Source organism: Oribacterium sp. Sow4_G1_1, from assembly GCF_052116105.1.
In the GTDB taxonomy this organism is placed as follows: Bacteria; Bacillota; Clostridia; order Lachnospirales; family Lachnospiraceae; genus Oribacterium.
On the sequence record NZ_JBQKLS010000003.1, the window covers coordinates 226,124 to 245,255 of the forward strand.

Here is a 19,132-nt window from a genome sequence, read left to right on the forward strand (position 1 = left end):
TTCGGCCAATGTTTCCGGCGCGGCATCATCGCCCGCCTGAGCACCGAAGGCAATACTACGTCAGGAGGCCACCATGGATCTACGTCGTATCGAAAATATCATCCGTATCGCGGAGGAAAAGAATATCACCCGCGCAGCTGACAAGCTCTTCATCTCCCAGCCTGCGCTGAATCTGCAGCTGCTGAATCTCGAGAAGGAGCTCGGCACCAAACTCTTCTATCGTCGTGGTAACGAGTGGGCCATCACCGAGGCCGGCCGGATCTATGTCGATACCGCCCGGAAGATGATCGCCATGAAGAAGGACTGCTACTCCCGCATCTCCGATATCGCGAAGCTGCACAACGAGGAGATCGCGGTCGGTGCCGCCGGCGTCGAGGCTGACTACATGATGACCTCTTTATATAAGAAGTTTCACCGTCAGCACCCGACCGTCAAGCTGCAGCTCAACCTCATGAAGGGGCTGAAGGCACAGGAGCTCGTCAAAAACGGTACGATCGACCTCGGTATCATCCTGATGGGCGACAAGCAGAACTACCGCCTGCACTACGAGTTCCTCGCCGATGTCGAAATCATGCTCGCCGTCGCGAGCTCGAACCCACTGGCTTCGGAAACCATCACCGACGAGAGTGGCGATGAGGTCATCGACATCCGTCGCTTCCGTGATGTCCCGTTCTGCCTCGGCGCGAAGGACTCCACCGAGCGTATGGTCTCCATGCAGGTCTTCGAGGAGGCCGGCTTCGAGCCAGACACCTACATGGATGCCGAGGGCATCAACTACCAGCTCGCCCTGGTCGCCGCCGACGAGTGTGCCGCGCTGATCAGCGCCTCACATCACACCACCATCCCGAAGGGCGTGAAGCTCATCCACCTCAGTACGCACCCGATGATGCACGCCGTCGCCGTCTACCGGAAGGACCGCTACACCTCGGAGCCGATGCTCGATCTGATCGAGCTGGCCCGCGACTACTGGACCCGCGTGAAGTGATCAGCGCTCGGAGCGGATCGCGAGCGCGAAGCAGTAGACCTCTTCCACTCCGGCCGCGAGCAGCGTCCGTGTACAGGATTCCATGGTGGCGCCGGTCGTGAAGATATCGTCGACCAGCAGCACCCGCCGGAGATCCTGCGGGATCGGCCCCGCGTAAAAGGCCGACATTAGATTTTTCAAACGTTCCGCCGCATTGAGCTCCTTCGATGCGGCGGTTTTTTTACGCCGGTAGAGTGCCGCTTCGTAAACCGGGAGGCCGAGCTCTGCGCCCATGACCTCGGCGAGCACGGTCGCCTGGTTGTAGCCACGCTTCCGCTTTCGGCTCGGGTGGACGGGCACCGGTACGATGGCGTCGATCTGCATGCGGCGAAGCTCCTCGCCTCGACGGCGTACGGCCTCCCGCCCGTAATAGTCGAGGAACTCGCGGGCACCGGTATACTTGATGCGGCTGATGGAGCGCGCCGCGACGTCGTCATAGCCGACGAGGGCGATGCTTCTCTTAAATAAGAAGCGATGGCGCTTACAGCTCTCGCAGAGCTCCTCATCGTCGGCGAGGATTTCACGGCCGCAGATCTGGCAGGTCGGCTCTGTCAGGAAGTGAAGCTTGCGTTCACAGTCCGGACAGATCAGCGCGCCGCGCGGCGAGACGATCTCCTCACAGACCGGACAGCGGTGCGGAAAAAGAACCGACAGGAGCCACTGCTTCGCCGCGGACGTCCTGGTCGATCGAGCTGCCGATGTCGTCATCGGCGGATAGGCTGCTGCGGGTGTCGGAGGGATGTCCGCAGCGTGACTGCGTGCAGCCGGAGACATTGACCTCGGACCCGGGATAGCCGATTCAGAGTGAATTTTCGTCATGAGAGACCTCCTGGAGCCGCTCACCGAGGGAGGAATAGCGCTTCGCCTCGGACGCGTTGTGAAGCATCTGGTCGAAGATCGGCGGGTTGCCGACGAGGCAGACGCAGGACTTCGCGCGGGTGACGGCGGTGTAGAGCAGATTCCGGTTCATGAGCATGGATGGGCCCTGGTACATCGGGACGATGACCGCCGGGTACTCGGAGCCCTGGGACTTGTGGATCGTGATCGCGTAGGCGAGCTCGAGGCTCTCGCAGTCCTTGAAGGCGTACTCGACGAAGCGGTCGTCGAAGCGAACCGTCAGGTTCTGGGCGAAGCTGTTGATCTCAGTGATGATGCCGATGTCGCCGTTGAAGACGCCCTCGCCCTTCTCGGTCGGGATGCCGTAGCGGCCACGGATCTCCCAGATGAGGTTGTAGTCGTTTCGGATCTGCATGACCTTGTCGCCGACACGGAATAGGGTGCCTCCGATTTCCTTTTCCGTCTTGCGGCTGCTCTTCGGGTTCATCTGCTCCTGAAGGAGCTGGTTCAGACGCTCGACGCCGAGCGCGCCCTTCCGCTGCGGGGTCATGATCTGGATGTCGAAGGGATCCACGCCGAGGTAGCCTGGGAGCTTGTTCAGCACGAGGGCGGCGATGGCCGCGAAGATCTGATCCGGCGTCTGGCTCTTGATGAAAAGGAAGTCCTTCGAGCGCTTACTGAGGTCGACCGGCTCGCCTTCGTTGATCTTATGGGCGTTCACGACGATGTCCGACGCGGCGGCCTGGCGGAAGATGTGGCGGAGCTGGATGGTTCGGATCACGCCGGAGGCGATGATGTCGCGGAGGACATTACCGGCACCGACCGATGGCAGCTGGTTCGCGTCACCGACCATGATGAGGCGGGTGCCGCGGTGGATGGCCTTCAGAAGGGCGTTCATGAGGAAGATGTCGACCATGGACATCTCATCGATGATGACGACGTCGCACTCGAGTGGGTTGTTTTCATTGCGCTCGAAGTGACCACGCACCTGGTCGCCGTCCTCTCCGTCCTCGTCCGGGCGGCCCTGGTACTCGAGGAGGCGGTGGATCGTGGAGGCCGGCCAGCCGGTGGCCTCCGACATACGCTTCGCAGCACGGCCGGTCGGGGCACCGAGCAGGATGGTCTTTCCTTCGTCCGCGAACATGCGGATGATGGTGTTGATGGTCGTCGTTTTTCCGGTGCCCGGGCCGCCGGTGATGACGAGGAGGCCGGAGTGGCCAGCGGTGAGCACGGCGTCGCGCTGGAGCGGGTCGAGCTCGATGCCGTGCTTTTCTGTGATCTCATCGATGGTCAGCGCACGCTTCGCGTCGAGCTCCGCGTTTTCGACCGTGACGTTCAGATCCTTCAGCAGCGTCGCGACCTGGAGCTCTGTGTAGTAGATCGTGGCGCGGTAGACGTGGGTCGCCGGGTCTGCATGCAGCGCCGGATTCGCGTCGTAGACAGGTGCATCGACATCGCCCGCATTGGCCGCGCTGTCCAGAAAATCGGAGATGCTGCGCGGACGGCTCGACTTCACCATGACGCGGCCCTTCATCTGGAGCTCGAGGAGGTACTGGTTCAGGTCCTGGATCGTGATGTTCAGAAGCGACTCAACGGAGGACCAGAGCTCCGGGAGCGGCAGGTAGCAGTGACCGTTGCCCTCTGCCATGCCGAGCGCGTACTGGATGCCGGACTCGATACGAAAGGCGGAGTCCTCCGCGATGCCGGCGTTCCGCGCGATCTCGTCGCAGGTCCGGAAGCCGAGGCCCTCGATATCCTCTGCGAGACGGTACGGGTTATCGCGGACGATGTCGTACATCTCGTTGCCGTAGCGGTTATAGATCTTGCCGGCGAGGTTGATGGAGATGCCGTACTTCTGGAGGAACATGACAGCGTCCTGCATGTCACGCTTCGCGTTCACGGAGGCCGCAATATCCATCGCCTTCCGCGCGGAGATGCCCTTGATCTCAGCGAGACGCTCCGGCTCCTCCTCGATGATGCGCATGGTATCGTCACCGAACTTCTTCACGATCCGGGAGGCCATCGCGGCACCGATACCCTTGATCGCGCCGGAGCCGAGGTAGCGCTCGACGGCTTCCTGAGTCTTCGGCGCGACGACCTGGTACTGGTCGATGACGAACTGGGTACCATAAATCTGGTGGGTGGCCTCGTGGCCATCCGCCTTGATATTCTCGCCTGCCTCGATGCCCGGTAGCGTACCGACGAGGGTGTAGGTCTTCCCCTCCATCACGCCCGTCATCACGGTGTAGCCCGTCGCCGGACTCTGGAAAATGATATGATCGATATAGCCCTCAAAATATTCCACGGTGTGTTCTCCCGAAAATGTAAACGTGTCGTGCCTGCTGAAGCCCTCACCGCCCGCCACCGCAGTTCCGTCGACTGCATTGGCCATACGAACGGTCGTCGGCTGAAGTCAATAAAAGGGCAGCCTGAATAAGGCTACCCCTGATGAATAAGATGTCAGTCCTCGTCGGTGTCACCGCTCGCGAAGTCGATGAACTTACCGGTGCCGATGGCGACCGCGGTGAGCGGGTCCTCGGCGAGTACGCAGTTGATGCCGGTCTTCTCCTGCAGAAGCTTATCGAGGCCATACAGGAGAGAGCCTCCACCAGTCATGACGATGCCGCGCTCATAGATGTCGGCAGCGAGCTCTGGTGGCGTGCGCTCGAGTACGTTATGCACAGCATTGACGATCATCATCGCCGGCTCCAGCAGCGCGTCCATGATCTCGTCCGAGCTCACGATGACGGTCTTCGGGAGAGCGGTCACGAGGTTGCGTCCGCGGACCTCCATGGTAACGTTCTCCGGGCGCTTGCTGGCGCAGCCGATGTTGACCTTGATATCCTCGGCGGTACGCTCACCGATGAGGAGATTATGCTTCTTCCGCATGTAACGGAGGATGGCCTCATCGAAGTCGTCGCCGGCCACCTTGATGGACTCGGAAACGACCGGACCGTCCAGTGCGATCACGGCGATATCCGCGGTACCACCACCGATGTCGATGATCATGTTGCCCTGCGGCTTACTGATGTCGATGCCGGCACCGATGGCCGCCGCTACCGGCTCCTCGATGATCGTGACCTCACGGGCACCTGCGTGGTAAGCGGCATCCTCGACGGCCTTCTTCTCGACCTCGGTCGCACCACTTGGGATGCAGACAGAGATACGCGGCTTCCGGAGGGTACGCTTGCCGACGGCCTTCTGAATGAAGTACTTCAGCATCTTCTCCGTCAGGGTGTAGTCCGAGATGACGCCCTGGCGCAGCGGACGAACCGCCGAGATGTTCTCCGGGGTGCGGCCCAGCATGAGACGCGCGTCCTCACCGTACGCCAGCACGGTGTTCGTATCGCGGTTAACGGCCACCACGGACGGCTCCTTCAGAACGACGCCGCGGCCTTTTATATATACAAGGATGCTGGAGGTACCCAGATCAATGCCGATATCATTTGAAATCAGTGAAAACATGAAAAACTCCTACTATATAACGATGTATAAAACGAAGCCCTGTCAGGATACGCAGCTCTCTGCGCTGCGCCACGCACGGTCGGTACCGTTTCCGATACCCGTCCGAAGAAATCCCGTCGAAGCTGCTCTCGTGAGCCACCCGGCTTATGGGCGCGCAGGGCGAATTTAGTAATTCAACATAGAATCTTCTATAGTATAATCGATGGCCCTCTGTTTTTAAAGTCAGAATTGTGGAGTTCGGGCACGAAAGAATCTCGTAAATGATCCTTTCGCTTCTGTTTAGACTTTGTTTAGATTCTTTAGAGTTCTTTTAGTCTGGCGACATACTTCAGTCACAAGTGCCCTGTATCATATATCATAGTTACAGAGATGTAACGAAGAAACGCTTTTCATACTCATACTCCGGAGTTGAAATACACTCCGGAGCCCCCTTCTAAAAAAACGGTCGCAAATGCTTACGATTCTTTATGAAAGACGGGGCGATGCACAAACGCTCCAGCAGATTCATGAAGCTCCATCGAGCATGACCGTTTTCCATATACTTCATAGGAGTTCGGCTCCCCCCCTTGGCTGATCTCTTGACATAAAGCACAAACATGAAAATCCCGTCGAAGCGAAGAAGCTCCGGCGGGATTTTTCAGTTTGAGAGGATGTACGTAAGGGGGTCTGACCCCATAAAGTTCAGTTTAGAATCTGTTTAGAAAAATTTAATGGGGTCTGACCCCATAAATTTTCGCGAGCTGTTCCCAGGCCGGGATGGAGCGTTCGATCATCGCGTAGTCGACGCAGTAGGCGATGCGTACATAGCCCGGGAGGCCGAAGCCGTCGCACGGGACGATGATGATGTTGAGCTTCTCCGCGGCGGCGGCGAAGTCCGCGGCGCTGCCATTCGGTGCCTTCACAAGCATGTAGAAGGCGCCCTCTGGTCGTACGCACTCGAAGCCGAGGCCGGAAATGGTGGCATACAGCAGCTTCCGGTTCCGGTCATAAAACGGAACATTGGCCTCTACCGCGAGACAGTCCTTCACGACGAGCTGCAGGAGGGACGGCGCGTTCACGAAGCCGAGGCAACGGTTCGCGATCGTCAGGGCCTGGATCATCGTGTCGTGATCGTCTGCGCGCTTCGCCAGCGCCATGTAGCCGATCCGCTCGCCCGGCAGTGACAGGGTCTTGCTGAAGCTGTAGAGGAAGACCGCGTTTTTGATGATATTCGGGATGTACGGGACGGTGAGGCCGTCGTACACGAGCTCGCGGTACGGCTCGTCGCAGATCACGTAGATCGGATGGCCGATTTCCTGCTCCTTACGTTCCAGCATCGCGCCGAGCTTCCGAATGGTTTCTTCGGTGTAAACGGCACCCGACGGATTGTTCGGGTTGTTCACGATGATGGCCTTCGTACGCTCGCCAATGCAGGCTTCCGCGGCGTCGATGTCGAGCTGGAAGTGTGCGGTATCCGGTGGGACGATGGTGAGCTTCCCGCCGAAGTTTGCGGCGTAGCTGCGGTACTCGGTGAAGAACGGGGCGAAGGTTAGGACTTCGTCGTCCGGGTCGAGGAGTGCGCGGAGGACGTCGTTCAGGCCGCCGGCAGCACCCACGGTCATGATGATGTCCTGGGCGTCATAGTCGGTGCCGTGGAGGCGATTCAGGTGTTCCGCTACCGCGGCACGCACCTCCGGGTAGCCTGCATTGGCCATATAACCGTGAACATAATTCGGCGCTTCCTCTGTCGCGATGCGTACGATGGAATCGCGCACCTCCTCCGGGACCGGCGAGGCCGGGTTGCCGAGGCTGAAGTCGTAGACGTTTTCACGGCCGACGCGTGCGGCGAGCTCCTGCCCGAGCTCGAACATCTTGCGGATCGCGGAGTTGCCGGCGACCAGCTGCTGCATACTTTTCGAAAGTGCCATATCTTCCTCCTTCGCCCGCGGATGGCGGGCGTTTGTGTCGTTCAGTGATTAGGGTCAGACCCCTTCCGAAATCCGGAAGGGGATGCCCGGGGGTACGCAGGGGTCAGCCCCCGGTACAGACGTTGCTTTTCATTTCTTCTCATTGTACCCCAACGCTTCGCGCGCTTGAAGTAGTATTTGGGAATATTTTCGATAGCCGAAAAAAAGAAGTGCGGGTGTCGTTCCGAATAGACCGGAAATGGACGCATGAAGAACAGTAGCGACGGAAATGAATGAGCACTATCCACTTTTAGCTCTTTTTATAAATAATGGATATGTTTTGCGGGTGAAAATCGATTCTTGCAGAAGAAACTATCCATTATTTTAGTATTTCAAAAATAATGGATATCAAAATGCTAGTTTCATAAGAGCTGATGCGTGACAACTATCCAAGATTTTTAAATAGAAGGATTATTGGATACGAAGAGATCGATGAAGGTAAGATATCTTCAAAATCCATATCTACTTTTTATGAATCAAGCCGATCTTAGATCGTACGCAAATAAGCGTATGTATGATTCCGTCCAAATTTATCCAATATATATCAAATATGAAAATAGTAGATAGTCTGAGTATCTGCGCAAGTTCGGTGAAATTAGTCATAATTATCCACTTTTTTCAAAATTATCAAATATTTGATATTTCTCATGATTTATATGAAAAACCCGCCGAAGTATCGGCGGGTTTGGGCTGTCAGACAGGATGTCATATCTCTTCAGCGGCGCGGTCCTTCGCTTTTTCGGCGTCGATGCGGGCTTCCATCTTTTCGAAGCTCTCGCGGTGGCGCTGTGAGGAGGCGCGGAGACGCGCGTAGAATTCGAAGTCTGCGCTGTGGCGTGGGTGATGGGTCATGGTCGGGTTGTTTCGAAGGGTGTTGCCGACCCACCAGTTCATGCGGCCGCTGCGGGCATCACCGCCATCCTCCAGGATGGCGAGGCGCTCTTCGAGGCGACGACGGCGTTCCTCGGCGAGGCGACGGCGCAGCTCGAGGCTGCGCTGGACGGCGGACTTGCCGAGCTCACCGGCGCTGCGGCCGGTTTCCGCAACCGTGCGCACGGCCTGCGCGCCGGTGTCGGCGACGCTTTGCGCCGCGCTGCGCGCGGTCTGCATGCCGCTGTCCACAGCGGCACGCGCCGCCTGAACGCCGCTTTCGGCGAGGCTGCGCGCCGCGAGGGTGCCCGTCTCACGGGCAGCCTGCAGAGCGCGGGCAGCCTCCTCGGTCGCGAGCTTCGCGGCCGCCAGACGTCCCTCCGACTCCGCGACGATCTTCACTTCAGAGGCATTGGCACGCGCCGCCTCCTGCAGCTCCTCGAGATGCTCGCGAGCTTCCGAGATACTCAGCTTCAGCTGCTGAATCTCCTCCGAATTTGCGGCGAGGGTCTCGAGACGCTTCCGGATATCGAGGGCACCGAGTACAGAGAAAATCACGTCTTCGACGAAGAGCGTGTAGAGCATGGTGACGACGACGATATAACCGATCGGGGTCCAGTCCACGGTGAGCTCCGCCACACGCGGATGCAGGAAATGCACGAAAAAGAGCGCCATCGCGCCCCAGCCGAGGGACGCCCCGAGGCAGATGTAGCCGCGGAAGTTCAGCGGATTCTGGCTGTAATCCCACCATTTCATGTGGAAGATGTGGTACATGAGCGGCCCGGTGATGAGCTCGAGGCCGGTGCCGACCAGCATGCCCATCAGGAAGGTCGCGATGAGGTTCGCGCGGTAGGGCCAGGCGAAGATGAGGAAAAGCGTGCCGCCGGCGCCGTAGATCGGAAGCCACGGGCCGTGACAGAAGCCGCGGTTCATGAGGCGCATCGACTTCAACGAGCAGTAGGTCGACTCGAAGCACCAGCCGAAGATGCAGTAGAACATGAAAAACCACGCCCACTGCAGCAGAGTGTAATTCTGAAAGACCTTTAAACCATTAACGAAAACCCACATTTTTCTTGAAATTCCTTTCTATGAAGACTCAGAGTAGCCGGTCCGGAAGCTTCTGGATGGCGTCGAAGAGGCGCTGGAGGATGCCAGCGGAAAGCACGAGGGTCATGAGGAGCGACAAGGTGATGAGCAGAAGGACGTGCAGGCTGTTTTCCGGGCCGGCGGCGGTGATGAAGCCGCTTGCGAGGAGGAGGTCACGGATCGGGCGGTGCAGGATGTAGATCTGCAGGGTGCGCTGCCCGATGGTGGTGAGGAGCGGGATCTGCCGGTTCGGCATCAGGGCGAGGAGCGTGAAGCTCATGAGGCCGGATACGAGGAACCAGGCGAGGCGGATCAGCCAGAGCTGCGAGCTGAGCGCGCCCGGAAAGGCGGCTGGGTTCTGCTCCGGATGGAAGCGGTAGTACCAGGCACCGTAGACGACGTTTCGGTACGGGAGCAGGCGGTCGAAGGTCTGCGTGCCGATCAGCACGAAGCAGAGGAGACCGAGCGCCGTCAGCACGAGGACAATGCCTCGATCGGCACGCTTTGAAGTCCCTTCCGTAGACCGGCGTCGGGAGGTCGCGCGTTTCGGTGCCGCTACACTCTCCTGCTGTCCTCCGAGAAACTTCATCAGTCGTTCCGGGCCGATGAAGTAGCCGGCGAAGAAGAACGGGGCGAAGGCGATGACGCGGTCGAGGGCGAGGAAGTCGCCGATACCGGCGAGGGCACCGCTCGCGAGGTAGCCGCCGGCGAGGGACAGGCCTGTGAGGAGGATCCAGGCGATCAGACTGCACGGGATGCCGCGCTGTGCCCTGCCCGCCTGCAGACCCTCGTCCGACTGCGCCCGCCTCTCACTCGGCTGGTGGCGACGATTCGAACATGCAGGCCGGAGCGGAAGCACTTTTCCTCGGCACCCGGCGAAGAAAGGGATCATCAGATACCAGAGGAGCAGGGCGAGGAGGTACCAGGGTGCACCGGAGGTATGAAGGAAGTCCGGGAAGCGGGTCGTGCGGCCGTAGGCGGGAATCTCCGAGAAGAACAGGATGAACTGAAACAGGAGGTACAGCCAGAGGGTCGAGCACCAGCGATGTCCGTTGAAGTGACCCACGGTAGTCACCTGCTGAGTGGCAGAAACATTGGTCGCGTGATGCGGGTGGCGCTGTGCACAGTTTTCGGCTGGAGCATGCGCCTGCTTCGGCACGCGGATGTAGATGCGCTGCGCGAGGAGGCCGGAGATGAAGACGAAGGCGGGCATGTGAAAGGCGTAGATCATATAGAAGAAATTTGTGACGCCGCGGGTCGTGCCCTGGATCGGGAGCAGCATGTGGCCGATCACCACCAGGGTGATCAGGATGCCCTTTGCGTTGTCGAGCTTCAGATTTCGTTCCTTCACAAAACACCTCACTAAATCTGAGAACCAGGCCCGGGTTGCACTTCTAGCGACCGCAAACGTATCCATCGCCGGGCCGGTCCAAATAAAAAACACGGTGGCAGGCCGCCTCTCTCTGATGGCAGCCCTCCACCGTGGCTTGATTCATATCTGCACCGCTCGTGCGTCCTGTCGTAACGGGCACCTACGATGCTTCATACTTCATCTTTGATCATCGCTTATTTAAACAGCGGCTCAAGTGCGGCTGCCAGCTTCTCCTTCTCGGCTTCAGCCTCTGCGAGGTCCTTTCCGAGGGTGGTGTAGTAGGCCTTGATCTTCGGCTCCGTGCCGGACGGGCGAACCACGACGGTAGAGCCGTCATCGAGGGAGTAGATCAGGACGTTCGCTGCTGGAAGTCCGGTCTCCTCCGGCTTCGTGTAATCCATGACCTTCACGACCTTCTTACCGGCGAAATCCTTCGGCGGATTCGTGCGGAGCTCGTTCATGATGCCGGCCATCTTATCCATACCGCTGAGGCCCGGGAACTCGAAGGAATCGACCTTGTTGAGGTAGCGTCCATACTCCTTGTAGATCTCCTCGAGGCGCTGCTTGATGGAGGATCCGATGGAGCGATAGTACGCAGCCATCTCGCAGATGAGCATGGAGCCGATCACGGCGTCCTTATCACGTACATACGGGCCGGCAAGGTAGCCGTAGGACTCCTCGAAGCCGAAGATGAAGCGATCCACTTCCCCGGCTGCCTCGAGCTGTGCGATCTGGTCACCGATCCACTTGAAACCGGTGAGGGTCTCCCGAAGCTCGACGCCATAGTGCTCGGCGACAGCATTGGCCAGCGGTGTGGAAACGATCGACTTCACAGCGACTGGCTTCGCCGGCATGGTGCCCTGCTCGGTGCGGCCTGCGCAGATGTAATCGAGGAGCAGTACGCCCATCTCGTTACCGGTGACGAGCTCATAGGAACCGTCCGGGCACTTCATGGCGATGCCGACACGGTCTGCATCCGGGTCGGTCGCGAGCATCAGGTCCGCGCCGGTCTTCTCAGCGAGCTCGAGGCCCTTCTTCAGTGCGTCGAGGATCTCCGGGTTCGGATAGGAGCAGGTGGTGAAGTAGCCGTTCGGGTACTCCTGCTCCGGCACGATCGTGATGTCGTGGATACCGATGTCGTTCAGTACACGGGTGACCGGAACGAGGCCGGTACCGTTCAGTGGTGAGTACACGAGCTTGAGGCCGGAGGTCGCCGCGATACCCGGGCGGATCTGACGTGCCTCGATCGCCTCGTAGAGTGCGTTCTTGCAGTCGTCCTCGACGAACTGGATGAGACCCTTATTGACGCCCTCGGCGAAGCTCATGTACTTCGCGCCGGTGAGCACGTCGGTCTTCTGGATCTGCTGGTAAACGATGTCCGCAGCCTCATCGGTCATCTGACATCCGTCCGGACCGTAGGCCTTATAGCCGTTGTACTTCGCCGGGTTGTGGGAAGCGGTCACCATGATGCCGGCGTTGCAGTGATAGTAACGGGTGGCGAAGGAAAGGGCCGGTACCGGCATGAGCTCATCGTAGATGCGCACGTGGATGCCGTTCGCTGCCAGCACACCGGCTGCGTCACGTGCGAAATTCCAGCCCTTCAGACGGGAATCGTAGCTGATCGCAACGGTCTGTGTTCCGCCCTGGGTCTTCACCCAGTCTGCCACACCCTGTGTCGCCTGACGAACGACCCAGATATTCATCCGGTTGGTTCCTGCGCCGAGTGTGCCGCGGAGGCCAGCGGTTCCAAACTTCAGTGCAACGGCGAAACGCTCCTTGATCGCGTCATCATCGCCTTCGATATTCTGAAGCTCGGTTTTTAAGTCAACATCCTGAAGCTCGGCATGAAGCCAACGCTTATATTCATCCTGATACATAGATAGATTGCCCTCTCTTTCTGAAAAATTCAGCTATTATAAATATATCAATTTTGCACATCCGCTTCAAGGCGTCGGGGCATGTTCACGGCAGTTTCACTGAATTTTTAGTAACAGTCCAGCCGGGAGGTAGAGCCCCTCCGGGTCCTCATCTGGCCGACTCTTCGTGTCCTCTTCTCTTCACTGCATCATGCCACGTGCGAGCTCCGTCAGTCGCGCGCGGTGGTTCTGCGACGGGTCCTGAAGCACCTGGTCGAAGAGTGCGTGCAGGATCCGCCCGATTTCCGGCCCACGCGGGATGCCGATCGCCATAAGGTCCTGTCCGCTGATCTCGAGGTTTTTCAGTTCAATGCAGTCGCCCGCGACGCGGATGGCCGCCACCTCAAACTGTACCCGTCGGATGCAGTCGAGGAGCTCCGCCGTAGGGTCTTCGTGCTTCTCCGGTGCGCTGCAGGCGCTGTCTGGCTTCGTCGCGGTCTGACAGCATGGCATGATCACGGTCTCCTGCTTCGGGCAGGCGGCGTCGAGGTACGGCCGCATCCACTCGGCATCACGTGCCGCGAGGAGCAGGCAGGTGACGGCCCGCAGATAGTTTTCGTAGGTCTCGTAGCCGACTTCCGACAGCTTCTTCCGGATCTTGTAGCGTGAGTCCGGCAGCGGTTCCTGGAAAAGCTGCGCGACGGTGCCTGCCTTCGCGATGGTATCATTGTCCATCTTCAGCTCCCGGAGGATGCCGCGCGCACGGTCCGGCACACCGCGCAGGAAAACGCCCCAGCGGAGGTAGCGCTCGGCCGGAAGGTCAGACGGCATCCACGGATAGACCGGATAGTCATCCGGCACGTCGATCGCGTCGTGGAAGGCGTCGGCGAAGTGCTCACTGATGTACTCGGAGAGGCCGCTCGTCGAGACCAGCGCGATGTGCTCTGGATGGTCGGACATCAGGAGCTTCGTGAGTTCGACGGCGATACGCTCCTTCGAGACGTGCTCGAGGTTCGGCGCGAGCTTCCGTACGGCCTCCCAGGTCGCCGGATCGATGTCGAAGCCGAGCTGGGCCGAGAAACGGAGGGCGCGGAGCATGCGAAGGGCATCCTCCTGGAAGCGCTGCTCCGGCTCGCCGACGGCGCGGACGACACGACGACCGAGGTCCTCGAGACCACCGAAGTCATCCACGATGCCGCTCCGGTCATTGACCGCCATCGCGTTGATCGTGAAGTCACGGCGCGCGAGATCCTCATGGAGCGACGGCGTGAACTGCACCGCGCTCGGATGACGCCCATCGAGGTAGGCACCATCGATCCGATAGGTCGTGACCTCGTAGCCCTCCCAGACCGGCATGGACCTCGCTCCCGGGTGCTCCGCTGAACGACCGGCATGCGCTGTGCCGGTATGAACTCCCTGCGATGCTGCCCTGCGCGCATCTCCCTGGATGCCAGACGCCTCACCAGCCACAGAAGAATCCGCCTGCTCCGCCGGCATCAGCACCGTCACGGTGCCATGCTGGATCCCGGTGTCGATGGTGCGTCGGAACACCGCCTTCACCTGCTCCGGACGCGCACTCGTCGTGATGTCCCAGTCGCCCGGAACCCGCCCGAGGAGACTGTCGCGCACACAGCCACCGACCGCGTAGGCCTCGTAGCCCGCACGCTCCAGCTGATGGATGATATATTCTACATTTGAAGGTAATTTGATTTTTTTCATTATACTTATTTTAACATGGAATGCCTGCATAGCGCAAAAGAGCTGTCGCAGTCGCGACAGCTCTACGGCACCCGATATTCAAATCAGATCAGTATGCACGTCCCCAGTATACCATCTTCGTCGCCGGCTTTCCGCAAACAACACAGGTATCGCTGATGGTCTCCTGCTCGAACGGGATACATCTCGAGGTGATGCCGGACATCTCCTTCAGCTTATCCTCGCACTCGCGGCAGCCGCACCACATGGCCTTCACGAAGCCACGCTTGGTGTTTACGATATCGACGAGCTCGTCCATGTTGGTCGCACTGGAGGTATGCTCCTCGAGGAAGGTCTTCGCGCGGTCGTACATATCCTGCTGGATCTGCTCGAGCAGCTTTCCGGTCTCCTCCGCGAGTTCGTCGAAGGAAACCTGGATCTTCTCACGGGTATCACGACGTACCAGTACGGCATGACCGGCCTCGATATCCTTCGGACCGACCTCGATACGAAGCGGAATACCACGTACCTCACAGTCCGCGAACTTGAAGCCCGGTGACTTGTCACCATCGTCTACCTTTACGCGGAAGCCGGACTTCCGAAGCTGATCTCTCAGCTCGTATGCCTTCTCAAGCACGCCTTCCTTCTTCTGCTGGATCGGAACGATGCAGATCTGCGTCGGCGCGATTCTCGGTGGCAGCTTGAGACCGGAATCATCACCATGTACCATGATGAGCGCACCGATCATACGGGTGGTCATACCCCAGGAGGTCTCGTATACCGGCTTCAGCTGGTTGTCCTTATCAAGGAACTGTACATTGAAGGCCTTCGCGAAATCCGCACCGAAGTTGTGGGAGGTCGCACACTGAAGTGCCTGACCATCATGCATGAGAGCCTCGATGGTATAAGTAGCTACGGCACCGGCAAACTTCTCCTTCTCGGTCTTCTGTCCCTTGACGACCGGGATCGCAAGCACGTTCTCCGAGATGTCCGCATAGATCTCGAGCATAAGCTTCGTTCTCTCCTCAGCCTGCTCCGCGGTTGCATGCACGGTATGTCCCTCCTGCCACAGGAACTCACGGGTTCTCAGGAACGGACGGGTGGTCTTCTCCCAACGAACGACCGATACCCACTGGTTGAGGATCTGCGGGAGATCACGATAGGACTTTACAACCTTTGAGAAGTAATCACAGAACAGTGTCTCGGAGGTCGGGCGTACACAGAGACGCTCCTCGAGCTTCTTCTGTCCACCCTCGGTTACCCAGGCAACCTCTGGTGCGAAGCCCTCGACGTGGTCCTTCTCCTTCTGAAGGAGGGACTCCGGAATCAGCATCGGCATCGCTACGTTCTCTACGCCGCTCGCCTTGAAGCGCTGATCCAGCTCATGCATGATGTTCTCCCAGATCGCATAGCCAGCCGGACGGATGACCATGAACCCCTTGACGGATGAATAGTCCGTGAGCTCTGCCTTCTTAACAACGTCTGTGTACCACTGAGCGAAATCCTCCCCCATAGGAGTGATCTGCTCGACAAGTTTCTTGTCTGCCATAATCATAGCCTTTCTTTTTGAATGCGTCGGCACCGTCGCACATCCTTCGTGCCTTGCCGTCGCAGGTTTATATGCGCATCTATTTTAGCATGTGAAAAAGGATTTACAAGAGAAAAGCCGGAGGATTATCCTCCGGCGCATAAGATTCGTATAAATCAGTACTGCTTCAGGTGAATCGCGAAGCCTGCAATCTGCTTATCGAGATAGATAAACATGAGGCTGCCGTCCGGGTTCTTCTTTGCGGTCTCCGGCTTCACGCCCATGCCGCGCTTCTCGAAGAAAGCGACCGCGGCGTCTACGTCATGGCAGCCGATCGCGATGTGGCCCTTCTCGCCCGGGCCGTCCTTCTTCATGATCTCGATGAGGTCCGAAGCGAAGATGGAGCTGTTGCCGACTCTCGGGATGAAGCCCATGAGGGTCTGGAACTCGTCTGCGATTCTGAGTGCATCCTCCTCGCCGTTTGCATTGATACCTACATGCAGTACGCAGAGACCGAGCTCCTTCACTGCATCATACTCCTTTGACATCTGATCTGCCATGTTCATACCTCCTGTTGTCTCGTCATCGTTTCCGCCACTGTCCCGGCCAATGCAGTCGTCCTCCGCGGAGGCACCCGCCCGCGCGACAGTAAAGCGCTTTACTTTACTAATAAAATACTCTTTCTCTCCCGCTTAATCAAGCGGATAGATTTCGTGCAGGAACTCCATCTGCGCACCCATATTCTCGAGAAGCGCATCGAGTACGGTGATGGCCACCATACACTCCACGACGACACAGGCCCGCTCGACGACGGTCGGGTCATGACGGCCCTTGATTTCGATCGTGATGTTGTCGCCCTCTTCGTTCGCGGTTTCCTGCGGGCGGGCGATGGACGGCGTCGGTTTGAAGTAGGCACGGAGGACGATCTCAGCGCCGTCGGACATACCGCCGAGGATGCCGCCGGCGTGGTTCGTCTTCACACGGAAGACCTCCTCCATGCCGTCGAGCTCACCACTTGCGAGCATCTCCTCGAACTCTTCTTCCGTGAGTGGCGTCTCGTCATGGAGCGCACGGGCGCGGTTCACATCCTCGAGGCTCGGCTGGTGCTCGTAGTCCTCGTCGTCATCATCGACCTCCATCGGGGCGATCGGCACCGCGACGGCCTCAAAGCCATCGTTGTTCTCGGAGCCGAGGGCGCGGGCTGCCTTCGTCCCGTCGCCGATCTCCACGGCCTTGACCGCACCGATCGACATCACGGCCTGAGCGAGGCGAGCGTCGAGCTTATCGAAGACCGGCTCACCGATGCCGGTCGGCATGTTGTTGACGAAGCAGGTCACCACGCCACCGGCGCTGTCCTTCTCCTCGCGGAGCTCGAGGATGCGCTGGTCGGCCGCCTCCTGGCCAGCCGGAGTCGTCACGTCGATACCGGCAAGCTCCGTCACCTCGGCGTCCACCGTGATGCCGAGATCCGACAGCACCTTCGCTGCGACGGCACCACCAGCAACACGCGCGAGGGTCTCGCGACCGCTGGAGCGACCGCCACCACGGTAGTCGCGGAAGCCGTACTTCTCATAGAAGCCGTAATCGGCGTGGCCCGGACGGAACACGTGGGCGATATCCGAGTAGTCCTTACTGTGCTGATCACTGTTTCGAACCATCATCGCGATCGGCGTACCGGTCGTCTTTCCCTCGAAAACACCGGAGAGGATCTCGATCTGGTCGTCCTCCTTCCGCTGGGTAGCCTTCAGATTCTGGCCCGGCTTCCGCCGGTCCATATACGGCTGGATGTCCTCGACGGACAGTGCGAGGCCAGCCGGACAGCCATCGATGATGACGCCGAGTGCCGGTCCGTGTGACTCACCGAAGGTAGTGATGCGAAAAAGTTTCCCAAATGTATTGCCTGCCATGGATGTCCCCCTGAAACGCGTTTTTATTTACCGGATGGCAGCTTCACCATGCAGATGCAGTTCGGCTCATCCACCGGGATATCGCGGGCGCTCATCACGAGCATACCCGTATCATAATCCATCGAGAAGAAGGTGATCGTGCCGGACTCGTTGTTCGCGGCCGCGATGTGCTTCTCATCCGGGAAGATACAGAAATCCTTCGGATAGACACCGGATACCGGGAGTGAGCTCTTCATGGTCAGAAGGCCGGTCTCGACATCACGCTCATACATCGTGATCGTATCGATGCCAGCATTGGACACAAACAGATGCTTCGCATCCTTATCCGGTGAGAAGCGCATCTGACATGCCGCGATCAGCGGGCTGTTCGACGGGTCGTTGTGGGTCGAGATGGTCTGGATCTTCTCGAGGTTGATGTCGTTCGGCCTCTTACCCTCGGTGAAACGGTAAACATCGACGACATTCTTCACCTCATACATGAGGTAGAGGAACTTACGATCCGGCGAGAAGCGGAAGTGACGCGGTGCGGACTTCAGCTCACAGCGGAGCGTGTCGATCTGACGCATCCGTCCGTCCAGCTTATCAAAGCGGAATATGCGTACCTGGTCGATCCCGAGGTCTGCGACGAGGATATACTTCTGATCATCCGTCATGCGTGCGCAGGATACGTGTGGACGGAAGGTCCGCTCTGCGACGGAGCCGATGCCCTTATCGAAGACGCCATCAACGATCGGACCGACGGAACCGTCCGGATTCAGTGCGAGCAGGGTCGCCTTGCCATCGTGGTAGCCGGAGACCATCAGGTACTGATCGAACTGGTCGATCGCGAGGTGGCAGCCACGCATGCCACGGATGTTCTGGGTGTTCAGCTTCTGCAGTGCACCGTTCTCGAGGATACGGAAGGAAACCACGCCCTCATCCGCGATGGAATACAGTGTCTTCTGATCTCTCGATGCGACGAGGTAGGAGGAGTTGTTCACCTCGATCTCGGTCCGCTTCGTGAAGGTTCCTTTCTCTACATTGACATCACAGACGGTGATGCCCTTTGCATTGCCCGTGTAGCTGTAGGAACCGATATATGCCATGTACTTCTCTTTACTCATTTTCTGCCTCTCCCGACGTCCTTCCGGGCGTACATTCATAAAATTGTATCTATTTTATCACAGTTTACGGCCCTGTTACAATGATAACGATGTGTCCAGGGGAAATTTCCTGGGCACTTCGCGGCTATAATGTGTTAAAACGCGGGAACAGCAAAGAAGCCAGCGTAATGACGATCATCTCGAGGATTCGTCATCACACTGGCCCCTTTCAGTTAATTCTGTCTGCGATGTTTCGCGAGAATCGCTTTCTGGGTGGCGTTCAGCCGGCTTTCGGCGCGCTCGAGGTCGAGCTCGTGATGGCCGACGTGGTCGCAGCCGTTTTTCGCGTAGCTGCAGAACGCGCAGGCGCCGCTTTTCGCGACGGCCTTATGAAGACTTCGGAGGATGAGGATCACCATAAGTGCGATCAGTCCTCCCACGATGAGATCTCCCATAGTTCCTCC

14 protein-coding genes are annotated in these 19,132 nt (G+C 58.7%); 1 reads left to right on the forward strand and 13 read right to left on the reverse strand.

Annotation, left to right across the window (positions count from 1 at the left end):
* The first annotated feature begins 73 nt into the window (after window positions 1–73).
* A complete protein-coding gene (locus ACTQ52_RS03705; RefSeq protein WP_441981836.1) occupies window positions 74–985 on the forward strand; it encodes a LysR family transcriptional regulator in 912 nt (303 codons plus the stop codon).
* On the opposite strand, the gene ACTQ52_RS03710 is transcribed toward ACTQ52_RS03705, so the two are convergent.
* The 13 genes from ACTQ52_RS03710 to ACTQ52_RS03770 form a co-directional block, all read right to left on the reverse strand.
* The gene (locus tag ACTQ52_RS03710; protein ID WP_441981837.1) at window positions 986–1,843 is read right to left on the reverse strand and encodes a double zinc ribbon domain-containing protein; all 858 of its coding nucleotides are present in this window, start codon (window positions 1,841–1,843) and stop codon (window positions 986–988) included.
* A complete protein-coding gene (gene recD2, locus ACTQ52_RS03715; protein WP_441981838.1) occupies window positions 1,824–4,166 on the reverse strand; it encodes an SF1B family DNA helicase RecD2 in 2,343 nt (780 codons plus the stop codon). The genes ACTQ52_RS03710 and recD2 overlap by 20 nt, the downstream gene beginning before the upstream one ends.
* 155 nt (window positions 4,167–4,321) lie before the next feature.
* Complete coding sequence (locus ACTQ52_RS03720) at window positions 4,322–5,326, reverse strand: rod shape-determining protein (protein WP_410043355.1); 1,005 nt, start codon at window positions 5,324–5,326, stop codon at window positions 4,322–4,324.
* Window positions 5,327–6,033: 707 nt separating this feature from the next.
* Entirely contained in the window at window positions 6,034–7,233 is a 1,200-nt protein-coding gene (locus tag ACTQ52_RS03725) for a pyridoxal phosphate-dependent aminotransferase (RefSeq protein WP_441981839.1), read from the reverse strand.
* Window positions 7,234–7,977: 744 nt separating this feature from the next.
* Complete coding sequence (locus tag ACTQ52_RS03730) at window positions 7,978–9,210, reverse strand: putative ABC transporter permease (protein ID WP_441981840.1); 1,233 nt, start codon at window positions 9,208–9,210, stop codon at window positions 7,978–7,980.
* Window positions 9,211–9,238: 28 nt separating this feature from the next.
* Window positions 9,239–10,579, reverse strand: a complete 1,341-nt coding sequence (locus tag ACTQ52_RS03735) for an acyltransferase family protein (RefSeq protein ID WP_441981841.1) — start codon at window positions 10,577–10,579, stop codon at window positions 9,239–9,241.
* A 215-nt stretch (window positions 10,580–10,794) separates the two neighbouring features.
* On the reverse strand, window positions 10,795–12,477 hold the full coding sequence (locus ACTQ52_RS03740; RefSeq protein WP_410043359.1) for a phospho-sugar mutase: 1,683 nt from the start codon (window positions 12,475–12,477) through the stop codon (window positions 10,795–10,797).
* A 180-nt stretch (window positions 12,478–12,657) separates the two neighbouring features.
* On the reverse strand, window positions 12,658–14,175 hold the full coding sequence (locus tag ACTQ52_RS03745) for a CCA tRNA nucleotidyltransferase (RefSeq protein ID WP_441981842.1): 1,518 nt from the start codon (window positions 14,173–14,175) through the stop codon (window positions 12,658–12,660).
* A gap of 88 nt (window positions 14,176–14,263) precedes the next feature.
* Window positions 14,264–15,700 (reverse strand): proline--tRNA ligase, encoded by a 1,437-nt coding sequence (gene proS / locus ACTQ52_RS03750; protein ID WP_410043361.1) that lies wholly within the window; start codon window positions 15,698–15,700, stop codon window positions 14,264–14,266.
* A gap of 155 nt (window positions 15,701–15,855) precedes the next feature.
* The gene (locus ACTQ52_RS03755) at window positions 15,856–16,239 is read right to left on the reverse strand and encodes a VOC family protein (protein WP_410043362.1); all 384 of its coding nucleotides are present in this window, start codon (window positions 16,237–16,239) and stop codon (window positions 15,856–15,858) included.
* A 132-nt stretch (window positions 16,240–16,371) separates the two neighbouring features.
* Complete coding sequence (gene aroC, locus ACTQ52_RS03760) at window positions 16,372–17,586, reverse strand: chorismate synthase (protein WP_410043363.1); 1,215 nt, start codon at window positions 17,584–17,586, stop codon at window positions 16,372–16,374.
* A 23-nt stretch (window positions 17,587–17,609) separates the two neighbouring features.
* On the reverse strand, window positions 17,610–18,689 hold the full coding sequence (locus tag ACTQ52_RS03765; RefSeq protein WP_441981843.1) for a lactonase family protein: 1,080 nt from the start codon (window positions 18,687–18,689) through the stop codon (window positions 17,610–17,612).
* 212 nt (window positions 18,690–18,901) lie between these two features.
* Window positions 18,902–19,123, reverse strand: a complete 222-nt coding sequence (locus ACTQ52_RS03770; protein WP_410043365.1) for a FeoB-associated Cys-rich membrane protein — start codon at window positions 19,121–19,123, stop codon at window positions 18,902–18,904.
* Window positions 19,124–19,132 lie beyond the last annotated feature (9 nt).

Bases quoted from the DNA above. Each gene is read 5' to 3' on its own strand.
- ACTQ52_RS03705 (WP_441981836.1), top strand. From the start codon at position 74: ATGGATCTACGTCGTATCGAAAATATCATCCGTATCGCGGAGGAAAAG.
- ACTQ52_RS03710 (WP_441981837.1), bottom strand. From the start codon at position 1,843: ATGACGAAAATTCACTCTGAATCGGCTATCCCGGGTCCGAGGTCAATG.
- ACTQ52_RS03720 (WP_410043355.1), bottom strand. From the start codon at position 5,326: ATGTTTTCACTGATTTCAAATGATATCGGCATTGATCTGGGTACCTCC.
- ACTQ52_RS03725 (WP_441981839.1), bottom strand. From the start codon at position 7,233: ATGGCACTTTCGAAAAGTATGCAGCAGCTGGTCGCCGGCAACTCCGCG.
- ACTQ52_RS03730 (WP_441981840.1), bottom strand. From the start codon at position 9,210: ATGTGGGTTTTCGTTAATGGTTTAAAGGTCTTTCAGAATTACACTCTG.
- ACTQ52_RS03740 (WP_410043359.1), bottom strand. From the start codon at position 12,477: ATGTATCAGGATGAATATAAGCGTTGGCTTCATGCCGAGCTTCAGGAT.
- ACTQ52_RS03745 (WP_441981842.1), bottom strand. From the start codon at position 14,175: ATGAAAAAAATCAAATTACCTTCAAATGTAGAATATATCATCCATCAG.
- proS (WP_410043361.1), bottom strand. From the start codon at position 15,700: ATGGCAGACAAGAAACTTGTCGAGCAGATCACTCCTATGGGGGAGGAT.
- ACTQ52_RS03755 (WP_410043362.1), bottom strand. From the start codon at position 16,239: ATGGCAGATCAGATGTCAAAGGAGTATGATGCAGTGAAGGAGCTCGGT.
- aroC (WP_410043363.1), bottom strand. From the start codon at position 17,586: ATGGCAGGCAATACATTTGGGAAACTTTTTCGCATCACTACCTTCGGT.
- ACTQ52_RS03765 (WP_441981843.1), bottom strand. From the start codon at position 18,689: ATGAGTAAAGAGAAGTACATGGCATATATCGGTTCCTACAGCTACACG.
- ACTQ52_RS03770 (WP_410043365.1), bottom strand. From the start codon at position 19,123: ATGGGAGATCTCATCGTGGGAGGACTGATCGCACTTATGGTGATCCTC.